This window comes from Paraburkholderia pallida, assembly GCF_004524855.1.
GTDB classification, from domain to species: Bacteria; Pseudomonadota; Gammaproteobacteria; order Burkholderiales; family Burkholderiaceae; genus Paraburkholderia; species Paraburkholderia oxyphila.
This window is the reverse complement of the sequence record NZ_CP038149.1, coordinates 1-11029: the sequence shown is the minus strand read 5'-3', so window position 1 is coordinate 11029 and position 11029 is coordinate 1. Positions and strand designations below refer to the sequence as shown.

Here is an 11029-nt window from a genome sequence, read left to right as displayed (position 1 = left end):
GCGCCAGCATACCATCAGGAATCCGATGCAATAGAAGAAACACGACAAGGAGCATCGAAATGGCTAACGGCCCGCACGAGCGGCTGCTGCCCGGCACGCCCTACCCGCTGGGCGCGACCTGGGACGGGCTCGGCACGAACTTCGCGGTGTTCTCGGCACACGCGTGGCGCATCGAGCTGTGCCTGTTCGACCCGACCGGGCGCAAGGAGCGCACGCGCTACACGCTGCCCGAATGCACCGACGAAATCTGGCACGGCTATCTCCCGGGCGCGCACCCCGGCACCGTCTACGGGCTGCGCGCGCACGGCCCCTATCAGCCGCATCACGGCCATCGCTTCAACCCGTACAAGCTGCTGCTCGACCCCTACGCGAAACGGCTCATCGGTCAGTTCCGCTGGTCCGACACGCTCTACGGCTACCGCGTGCATTCGAACCGCGGCGACCTCTCGCTCGACCGCCGCGACTCGGCGCCCGCCATGCCCAAGGCCGTGGTCAGCCACGACGCCTTCGACTGGTCGCGCGACGTGCGCCCCAATACGCCGTGGGGCAAGACCGTCATCTACGAAACGCATCTGCGCGGCGTCTCGATGATGCGCCACGACCTGCGCTCGCACACGCGCGGCACCTTCGCGGCACTCGCCGCGCCGCGCTTCATCGAGCATCTGCACAAGCTGGGCGTCACCGCCGTGGAGCTGCTGCCGATGCAGGCCCTGCTCACCGAGCGCTTTCTCTTCGAACGCGGCCTGCGCAACTACTGGGGCTACAACTCGGCGGCTTACTTCGCGCCCGAGCCGTCGTATCTCTCGGGCCACGACCCCGACGAAATGCGCATCGCCGTGCGCCAGCTTCACGCGGCCGGCATCGAGGTGTTCCTCGACGTGGTCTACAACCACACCTGCGAGAGCGGCGAAATCGGGCCGACAGTGTCGTGGCGCGGGCTCGACAACGCGAGCTACTACCGCTGCGTGCCCGGCGACGAGCGCTACCTGATCAACGACACCGGTTGCGGCAACACACTCAATCTCGCGCATCCGCGCGTGCTGCAGATGGTGGCCGACTCGCTGCGCTACTGGGTCACCTCGTACGGCATCGACGGCTTCCGCTTCGACCTGGGCGTCACGCTCGGCCGCGAAGCGCACGGCTTCGACCCGGCCAGCGGCTTTTTCGACGTGCTGCGCCAGGACCCCGTGCTCTCGCAGGTCAAGCTGATCTCCGAGCCGTGGGACGTGGGGCCGGGCGGCTATCAGCTCGGCAATCATCCGCCGGGCTTCGCCGAATGGAACGACCGCTTTCGCGACAGCGTGCGGCGCTACTGGCGCGGCGACCCGGGCCAGCGCGCCGATCTCGCCGCGCGCCTCACGGGCTCGGCCGATCTCTTCGACAAACGCACGCGCCGCCCCTGGGCCTCGCTGAATTTCGTGACCTCGCACGACGGCTTCACGCTCGCCGATCTGGTTTCGTACGAACATAAGCATAACGAAGCGAATGGCGAGAACAACCACGACGGCCATAACGAGAACTGGAGCGCGAACTGGGGCGTGGAAGGTCCGACCGACGATCCGGCGATCCTCGACACGCGCGCGCGCGTCGCGCGCTCGATGCTCGTGACGCTGTTCATCGCACTCGGCACGCCCATGCTGCTCGCCGGCGACGAGGCCGGCCGCACGCAGCTCGGCAACAACAACGCCTACTGCCAGGACAACGAGATGTCGTGGCTCGACTGGACGCTTGCCGCAACGCCGCAAGGCGAGGCGATGACCGCGTTCGTCGCGCGCGCAATCGCGCTGCGCCGGGACCACCCCGTGCTGCGGCAGACGCATTTCCTGTTCGGCGACCGCGACGTGCTGCCGGGCGTGCACGACATCGACTGGTTCGACGAGCACGGCGAACCACTCTCGCCCGAAGCGTGGCAGGACCCCGAGGCGCGCGCGTTCGCGGTGCGGCGCGCGGGGCCGGGACTCGACGGCGAAATCGAAGTATTGTTGATGATGCTGAACGCCTCGGCGCACGCGGTGGCGTTCACGGCTGCCGCGCCGCACTTCGCGTGGTCCGTGCTGCTCGACAGCGCGCATCCCGAGGAACCGCCGCACGCATTGCCCGACGCGCGCCTGGAAGTCGCCGCGCATGCGCTCGTGGTCTTGGGCGCGAGGCCCGCGCGCCACGGCGAGCCCGCCGCCGCGCAGGTGCCGGCTCCCGGCGCGGCAAGCAATGAGGCGAGCGGCGCGCCGAAAGGCGGCGAGACGCCGCCGCCCGACCCGCGCCAGCCGGGCGCAGCACAGGCAAACGCTGACAAAGGCGCAGAAGACGACCGCTGAACAGGACTCCAGGAACCGGCCATGGCCACGCTTACGCATGATCCGCACGTCCGCCATTACATGCATTGCCTGCCGTTCGGCGCGCAGTTGACGGGCGCCGCGCACGCGCAGCCGCACACGCGCTTTCGATTCTGGGCACCCTCGTGCGACGCCGTGCAGGTGGTGTTCGAGAACGACGCCTGTGCGCCGCTGGACATGACGCCCACGGGCAACGGCTGGTATGAGGCCCAGGCGCAGTGCAGCTCAGGCACGCTGTACCGCTACCGCCTCGACCGCGGTCAACTCGTTCCCGACCCCGCTTCGCGTTTTCAACCCCAGGGCGTGCACGGGCCGAGCGAGGTGCTCGACGCGCGCGGCTACGGCTGGCAGCACGCGCACTGGCAGGGACGCCCGTGGGAAGACACGGTGCTCTACGAGTTGCATGTGGGCGCGTTGGGCGGCTATCGCGGCGTCATGAAGCGCCTGCCAGCACTCGCCGACATCGGCATCACGGCCATCGAGCTGATGCCCCTGAACGACTACCCGGGCGAGCGCGGCTGGGGTTACGACGTGGTGCTGCCCTATGCGCCGCACGCGGCCTACGGCACGCCCGACGAGCTCAAGGCGCTCGTCGATGCGGCGCACGGCCTGGGCCTGCAGGTGTTTCTCGACGTGGTCTACAACCACTTCGGCCCGGACGGCAACTGGCTCGGCCACTACGCGAAGCCGTTCTTCAAGGCGGGCAAGCGCACGCCCTGGGGCGACGCGCTCGATTTCGCGCGGCCCGAGGTGCGCGACTTCTACAGCGACAATGCGCTCTACTGGCTCACCGAATACCGCTTCGACGGCCTGCGCATCGACGCGGCGCACGCCATCGAGAACCCCGAGTGGCTGCGCGAGCTTGCCGATCATGTGCATGCGCGCGTGGAGCCGGACCGCCACGTGCATCTCGTGCTGGAAAACGAGCACAACGAAGCGAATCTGCTTGAAACGCATTTTGACGCGCAATGGAACGACGACGCGCATCATGCGCTGCACGTCATGCTGACCGGCGAATCGGAGGGCTATTACCGCGCCTTCGCCGACGCGCCCATCCACCAGCTCGCACGCGTGCTCGGCGAAGGCTTCGCGTACCAGGGCGATCCCTCGCCCGTGCATGCGGGCAAACCGCGCGGCGAGCGCAGCGCGCACCTGCCGCCCACCTCGTTCGTGATGTTCCTGCAGAACCACGACCAGATCGGCAACCGCGCGCTGGGCGAGCGCCTGCGCGCGTTGAGCGACGACGGCGCCCTGCGCGCGGCCACGGCGCTGCTGCTGCTCTCGCCGCAGATTCCGCTGCTGTTCATGGAGGAGGAGTACGGCTCGACACAGCCGTTCCAGTTCTTCACCGCCTTCGAAGGCGAGCTGGCCGACGCGGTACGCGAAGGCCGCCGCAAGGAATTCGCGGCGTTCAGCGCGTTTCACGACGCGGCGAAGCGCGCGCAGATTCCCGATCCGAACGACTTGCAGACGTTCGTGAATTCGTCGCCGCCGGCCGATGCGCCGCTCGACGACGAACAGCGCGCGTGGATGCATTTCTACAAGTCCGCGCTCACGGTGCGCGCGCGTCTGCTGATGCCGCGCCTGCGCGATGCGCGGCCGCTCGGCGCGAGCGTGCTCGCCGACGACGCCGGCAACAGCGTGAATGCGCTCGTCGCGCGCTGGCGCCTCGCCGACGGCGAGACTTATACGATCGCGCTGAACCTGAGCCCCAACGGCGTGAGGCTCGATGCGCAACCCAAAGGCATGGTTGTCTTCGAAACGCCCGAGCGTGCGCGCGATTACACCGACAACGACGTGCTGCCCGAAAGCGCCTGCGTGGCGTGGCTCACCGGCGCGGTGCCCGAGTACGCGCTGCATCACGACGCACGCGTGATGCAGCACGAGGAGCCGCTCGCATGAGCACCGCGCGCCGCAGCGAGACGCTCGCGGGCCTCGCGCAACGCGCGGGCTTCGAAGTCGAGTGGACCGATGCGCGCGGCGCCGTGCAGCGCGTGCCCGACAGCACGCTCGCTGCGCTGCTCGAATGCGCGGGCCTGCCGTGCGCGAACGCAACCCAGTTGCGGCACAGCGCCTCGACGCTGAACGCGGAGCAGTCCTCGCGCCGGCTGCCGCCGCTCATCACCGCCGAATTCGAGAGCGCAATCGAGCTACCCTCTTCGGCGGTGCGCACCGGCAGCCACTATCGCATCGATCTCGAGAACGGCGAGCACATCGAGGGCCGCTTCACCGCGCCGCGAGACGCGCCCGCGCTGCTCGCGCCGCTCTCCGAGCCCGGCTATCACACGCTCACCGTCCACGATCACCGCCTGACGATCGCCGTCGCGCCACCGCGCTGCCACACCCTCGACGACGCATGGCGCGCAAAGCACGGCAACGCATCCGGCCCGAGCGGCTCAGGCTCACGCGTGCCGCCGCTCTGGGGCAGCGCCGCCCAATTGTATGGACTCCGACGCAATGGCGACGGCGGCATCGGCGACTACAGCGCGCTGGCCACGCTCGCCACTGAGCACGCGCGGCACGGCGCACACGCGCTCGCGGTGAGCCCCACGCATGCGATGTTCAGCGCCGAGCCGGGCCACTTCAGTCCGTACTCGCCCTCCTCGCGGCTCTGGCTCAACGTCGCGCATATCGATCCAGCAGACGTGTTCGGCGCGCAGGCCGCACACGAGGCCTGCGTCGCCGCCCACGTCGTCGACATGGCGCGCGAGCTCGAAGCCCTGCCGCTGATCGACTGGCCGCGCGCAGTGCGGCTCAAGCTCGCGGTGCTGCGCGTGCTCTTCGATCGTTTCGACAGCACCGAGCGCACGAGCGGTTCGCCGCGCGCCGCGGCGTTCGACGCGTTCTGCGCGCGCGGCGGCGAGGCGCTCGAAGACCATGCGCGCTTCGAGGCGCTCCAGGCGGCCATGCTCGAGGAGCCCGGCGGCGCGCGCCACTGGCAGGACTGGCCCGCGCCCTTGCGCGACCCGCGCAGCGCGGAAGTCGCGAGCTTCGCCACAGCGCACCGGCGTGAAGTGGACTTTCACCGCTTCCTGCAATGGCTCGCGGCCGAGGGCCTCTCGCGCGCGCAACGCGAGGCGCGCGAAGCGGGCATGGCGGTCGGCCTCGTCGCGGATCTCGCCGTGGGCTGTGACGGCGCGGGCTCGCAGGCTTGGGCGCAGCCCGAGGACATGCTGCAGCGCGTCTCGGTCGGCGCGCCGCCCGACCTCTTCAACCAGGCCGGACAAAGCTGGGGCCTCACCACCTTTTCGCCGCGCGCGATGCACAACACCGGCTTTCGCGCCTTCATCGACATGCTGCGCGCCGCGTTCGCGCATGCGGGCGGCGTGCGCATCGACCACATCCTCGGCCTGCGGCGACTGTGGCTCGTGCCCGCGGGCGAAAGCGCGAAACACGGCGCGTATCTGCGCTATCCGTTCGACGATCTCTTGCGCCTCATCGCGCTCGAGTCGTGGCGGCACCGCGCCATCGTGATCGGCGAGGATCTCGGCACCGTGCCGCCGGGCTTGCGCGAGCGGCTTGCCGCGCACGGGCTCTACGGCATCCGCGTGCTGTGGTTCGAGCGCAAGGACGGCGCGTTTCTCGCGCCCGCGCGCTACGACCCGAACTGCGTGGCCACCACCACCACGCACGATCTGCCGACCGTCGCGGGCTGGTGGCGCGGCACCGACATCGACTGGCGCAACCGGATCGGGCAGATGCTGGCGCGCGCGGACGGGCGCGACCCCGTCGCCCTGGAGCACACCCAGCGCGCCGCCGACCGCGCCGCGCTCTGGCTCGCGCTGCAGGATGCGGGCTTCGCGCCGCGCGACGCCGCCGAGCCTTCGCCCGAGGACGCGCCGGTGGAGGACGCGCTCGGCTACGTGGCCGCGAGCGCGAGCCCGCTCGTGACCTGCCCGCTCGAAGACCTGCTCGGCCTCGCCGATCAACCGAACCTGCCGGGCTCGATCGACGAGCACCCGAACTGGCGCCGGCGCCTGCCACTGCCCGTCGACGCGCTGTTCGCCGATCCCGCGTTCACCGCGCGCGTCAGGACCGTCGTGCGGGCGCGCGCGATGGCTGGTGAGGCGGCAAATCAAACAGGAGGTCAAACGGAGGATCAAGCAGGCAGTGAAGCAAGCGCCGCTGCCGCCAGCCGCTCCGGTCGCCCGGATGGCGCCGGCGGCCCCGCGAGCCCTGGCGGCGCGCCTGCCGCGCCCGCAGCGTCCCCGCTTCGGCCCGCGCCATGACCTTCCCGCGCGCCACGCTGCGTCTGCAGCTTCATGAGGGCTTCACGTTCGACGACGCGCTGGCCCAGCTCGACTATTTCGCCGCGCTCGGCGTGAGCCATCTCTACCTCTCGCCCATCACGACCGCGCAGCCCGGCTCGATGCACGGCTACGACACGGTCGACTACGGCACGGTGAGCGAAGAACGCGGCGGCGAAGCCGCGCTGCGGCGCCTCGCCGACGCGCTGCATGCGCGCGGCATGGGCCTCATTGTCGATCTCGTGCCCAACCACATGGGCGTGGGCGGCGCGCACAACGCGTGGTGGCTCGATATTCTCGAATGGGGGCGCCACAGCGCGTTCGCGCGCCACTTCGACGTGGACTGGCACTCGCCGGACCCGGTGCTGCGCGGCAAGGTGCTGATGCCGTGCCTCGGCGCGCAATACGGCGAGGAGCTCGCGGCGGGCCGCATCGCGCTGAAGTTCGACGCGGCGCTCGCGCGCTTCTTCGTGCAGTACGGTCCGCACGTCTGCCCGATCTGCCCGATCGATTACGCGACGCTGCTGCAGTCGGCCGGCCATGCCGATCTCGACGCGCTCGCCGCGCCGTTCCAGGGCCTCACCACGCAGCCCGACGACCAGACGCGCGCCGCCATCGCACGCGATGCGCTGCGCGCCTTCGTCGAGCTCGAGGGCACCGCTGCGATCGATTCCGCGCTGCAGTCCTGGTCCGGCGCCGATGCCGTCACGCGCGAGCGCCTGCATCGTCTGCTTGATCGCCAGCACTTCCGTCTTGCATGGTGGCGCACCGCCACGGACGAAGTGAACTGGCGGCGCTTCTTCGACGTGAGCGCGCTCGCAGGCGTGCGCGTAGAACGCCACGACGTATTCGAGGCCGTGCACAAGCTCGTGTTCCGCCTCTACGCCGAGGGCGTGATCGACGGTCTGCGCATCGACCACATCGACGGACTCGCCGACCCGCGCGAGTATTGCGAGCGGCTGCGCCAGCGGCTCATGTCGTTGCGTGCGCAACCGCCTTACCTCGTCGTCGAGAAGATTCTCGCGCACGGCGAGCCGTTGCGCGAAGACTGGCCCGTGCAAGGCACGACCGGCTACGACTTCATGAACGACGTGGGCGCCCTGCTGCACGACCCCGCTGGCGCCGCGCCGCTGGCCGAGAGCTGGGCGGCGATCTCGGGGCAGGACTGGCCCTTCGCGCGCATCGCGCTCGACGCGCGCCGCGAGGTGCTGGCCGCCTATCTCGCGGCGGAGCTCGATCACGCGGCGCGCGCGCTGCACCGCATTGCCCGCGAGCAGCCGGCCACGCGCGACTTCACCTACGCGAGCGTGCATCGCGTGGTGGCGCAACTTGCGATGCACTTCCCCGTCTATCGCATTTATCCGGTCAATGGTCTGCGCGGCCAGGAGGACAACCCGTGGTTCGATCTCGCGCTGCAGGCGGCTCGCCAGGCCGTGCCGCGCGCGAGCCTTGCCGCGCTCGATCAGGTCGATGCGTGGCTCGGCGCGCGTGCGCCGGATGTCGAGAACGGCAACGGCGCGAAGCCCGCGCGGGCGGCACAGGCCAGCACCAACGCTGGCGCGCAGACAGGCAATGGCGGGGGCACGTCAAAGCAAGCCGTGCAGAATCCGGCCCCCGCCCCGCTGAGCCACGCGCTCATCGCACAGCGCACGGCACTCACACTCTTCTCGCAGCTCACCGCACCGCTCGCGGCGAAGGCGACCGAGGACACGGCGCTCTACCGCTACGGCCGGCTGCTTTCGCGCAACGAAGTGGGCGCGGACCCGGACGACTTCGCGCGCAGCGTTGAAGAATTTCATGCGGACAACGCGCTGCGCCAGCGGCGTTTCCCCTATGCGATGCTCGCCACGGCCACGCACGACCACAAGCGCGGTGAAGACGTGCGGGCGCGGCTCGCGGTGCTCAGCGAAATCGCCCCCGAGTGGAGCGCGACGCTGCGCGCGTGGTCGACGCTGAACCAGCCGCACCGGCGCAACGACGCGACGCCGTCGTCATCGTCATCGCCGGGGAGCGTGGCGGGGGAATGGGCGCCCGGCCCGGCCGCCGAGGCGATGCTCTATCAGACGCTCGTGGGCTGCTGGCCGCCCGAGCTCGACGCCGGCGACGAAGCGCGCGTGCGCGAGCTGGCCGAGCGAGTCGCGCGGTGGCAATTGAAGGCACTACGCGAAGCGAAGCTGCGCACGAACTGGCTCGCGCCCAACGAAGCCTACGAATCGGATTGCCAGGCATTTCTCTTCGACATTCTCGCGCCACAGCGACGCGACGGGTTTCTGCAGGCGCTTGCCACCTTCGTGGCCCGCATCGCACCGGCCGGCGCGGTCAATACGCTGCTGCAGACCGTGCTGCGCCTGACCTCGCCCGGCGTGCCCGACCTCTATCAGGGCACCGAGCTATGGGATTTGAGCCTCGTCGATCCCGACAACCGCAGGCCCGTGGATTTCGCCTTGCGCGCAGCGGCACTCGATCAAGGCGCGCCCGCCACCAAGCTTGCGCAGTGGCGCGACGCGCACGTGAAGCAGGCCACTATCGCGCACCTGCTTGCGCTGCGCGCCCGCGCGCCGGAGTTGTTGCGCGAGGGCGAGTACTGGCCGCTGGAAGTGCGCGGCGCGCTGGCCGCCCACGCGCTGGCCTTCGCGCGCCGGCACGGCAATACCTGGGCTGTCGTGATCAGCACGCGGCATGCGGCGGCGCTGCTGGAAGGCGATCTGCCGCTCGTCGAGTCCACACGCTGGGACGGTACGGCGGTCGTGTTGCCGAAGGGGTGCCCGGCCGCGGATCTGCACGACTGGCTGAGCGACGCGAAACGCGCCGCAACGAAGCATGATCAGGACAACGTGCTTTATCTGCGCGATGTGCTGAGCGCGATGCCTGTTGCGGTGCTGTCGAATCTCACACCAGCCTGAACCGCGCCCACCGGGCCGCGCCTGGGGCAAGGCATCAGCCCGACGTCAGTAAGCCTCAACCGCCCTCGTCCTCCAGATCCTTCGGGTACACGCGCACGAGCACGATGCGCGGTCCCTTCATCTTCTTCACGACGATGTCGAAGCGGTCGAACTCGACGCGCTGCCCCTCGGTGGGCAGATCGTTGAGCGCATGAATCACGAGGCCGCCCACCGACTCCGCGCGCCCTTCGTCGATATCGATGCCGAGCGCCTGCTCCAGCGAAACTACGGGCAGGCTGCCGCGTCCCATCAGCGTGCCGTCGTCCATGCGGGTCCAGTCGGTATCGGCCTGATGAAATTCGTCGTGGATCTGGCCTACCAGCGCGCCGAGCAGATTGTCGAGCGTGAGGAAGCCGCTCGGACGCATGCCCTTGCGCCCGACCAGCGCGAAATGCGGCGCGCCCTTGCGAAAGCGCCGGAACAGCGCGAGCGCGGGCGCCTCGGGCTTCACGTACTGCACCGGGCGCACGAACTTGCCGAGGTCGTCGAGCGCGTGGCCCGCCTCGCGCGCGAGCAGCAGATCCTTCAGGTGAATGAGGCCCGCCACGCGCTCGCCCGAAGCATCCTCGAAGAGCGGATAGCGGCTGAAGCGATGGCGCGCGACGATCTGCATGTTCTCGGCGAGTGACAGGTCGCGGCGCAGGCCCACCATCTCGTGCGCCGGGCGCATCAGGTCCGAGACGCTCAGGCGCGAGAAGTCCAGCGAATGCGCGAGGGCGTTCCATTCGTCGGCACTGTAGGTGCTTCCGGCGCCGCCCATGTTAGCGGTACTCGCCGGGCGCCTCGCGCGCGGCGAAGGCTTCGCAGCAGCGCCAGCCGAGCCGTTGGCGCGCGCCACGCCGCCCGCCGCCGCGTGTCCATACGCGAGCGCGCGCGCGTCGGCTTGTGCGCGTGCCTCGTGCAGCGCCTCTTCCTGCGCCGCGGCGCGGCGGCTGCGCAGGATCAGCTTGAGCTCGTCGGTCGAGTAATGCGCCTCGGCGCCATGATCCGCCGAGAGGCCGGCCAGCCTCAGCACGGCATTCGCGCTCGAATTGAGCGCCCAGATGGCCGGGTACATCGTCCAGTAAAAGCCGTACAGCGGCGCGGCGGCCCACAGCGAAATCTTCTCGGCTTCGCGGATCGCGAGCGACTTGGGCGCGAGCTCCCCCACCACGATATGCAGGAACGAGATCGCGGTGAAGGCGAACACGAGCGAGATGCCGTGGATCAGCTCCGGCGAGCGCACGCCCACGAGATCGAAGACCGGCTCGAGCAACTGCGCGAAGGCCGGCTCGCCGATCCAGCCGAGGCCGAGCGAAGCGAGCGTGATGCCGAGCTGGCACGCGGACAGATAGGCGTCGAGCTGGCCATGGACCTTGCCGAGCAGACGCCCGCGCAAGCCATGCTGTGTCGCGAGGCTTTGCACGCGCGTCGCGCGCAGCTTGACGAGACCGAACTCCGCCGCGACGAAGAAACCGTTGAGGGCAACGAGCAACAGCGCGCCGGCGAGAGCGATAACCTGAATCAA

General features: G+C 69.7%; 5 protein-coding genes. 4 read left to right on the top strand and 1 reads right to left on the bottom strand.

Annotation, left to right across the window (positions count from 1 at the left end):
- The first annotated feature begins 59 nt into the window (after positions 1 to 59).
- The 4 genes from glgX to treY are packed head-to-tail and all read left to right on the top strand — an operon-like array spanning position 60 to position 9483.
- On the top strand, positions 60 to 2315 hold the full coding sequence (gene glgX / locus E1956_RS15440) for a glycogen debranching protein GlgX (protein WP_134750695.1): 2256 nt from the start codon (positions 60 to 62) through the stop codon (positions 2313 to 2315).
- Positions 2316 to 2336: 21 nt separating this feature from the next.
- On the top strand, positions 2337 to 4235 hold the full coding sequence (treZ, locus tag E1956_RS15435) for a malto-oligosyltrehalose trehalohydrolase (protein WP_134750693.1): 1899 nt from the start codon (positions 2337 to 2339) through the stop codon (positions 4233 to 4235).
- Positions 4232 to 6562, top strand: a complete 2331-nt coding sequence (malQ, locus tag E1956_RS15430) for a 4-alpha-glucanotransferase (RefSeq protein ID WP_134750691.1) — start codon at positions 4232 to 4234, stop codon at positions 6560 to 6562. The genes treZ and malQ overlap by 4 nt, the downstream gene beginning before the upstream one ends.
- Complete coding sequence (gene treY / locus E1956_RS15425; RefSeq protein ID WP_134750689.1) at positions 6559 to 9483, top strand: malto-oligosyltrehalose synthase; 2925 nt, start codon at positions 6559 to 6561, stop codon at positions 9481 to 9483. Before malQ ends, treY begins: the two co-directional genes overlap by 4 nt.
- Positions 9484 to 9538: 55 nt before the next feature.
- Here treY and E1956_RS15420 read toward each other — a convergent pair whose 3' ends face one another.
- On the bottom strand, positions 9539 to 11029 hold the full coding sequence (locus E1956_RS15420) for a hemolysin family protein (protein WP_134750687.1): 1491 nt from the start codon (positions 11027 to 11029) through the stop codon (positions 9539 to 9541).

Coding starts and splice junctions, on each gene's coding strand:
- glgX (WP_134750695.1), top strand. CDS start 60: ATGGCTAACGGCCCGCACGAGCGGCTGCTGCCCGGCACGCCCTACCCG.
- treZ (WP_134750693.1), top strand. CDS start 2,337: ATGGCCACGCTTACGCATGATCCGCACGTCCGCCATTACATGCATTGC.
- malQ (WP_134750691.1), top strand. CDS start 4,232: ATGAGCACCGCGCGCCGCAGCGAGACGCTCGCGGGCCTCGCGCAACGC.
- treY (WP_134750689.1), top strand. CDS start 6,559: ATGACCTTCCCGCGCGCCACGCTGCGTCTGCAGCTTCATGAGGGCTTC.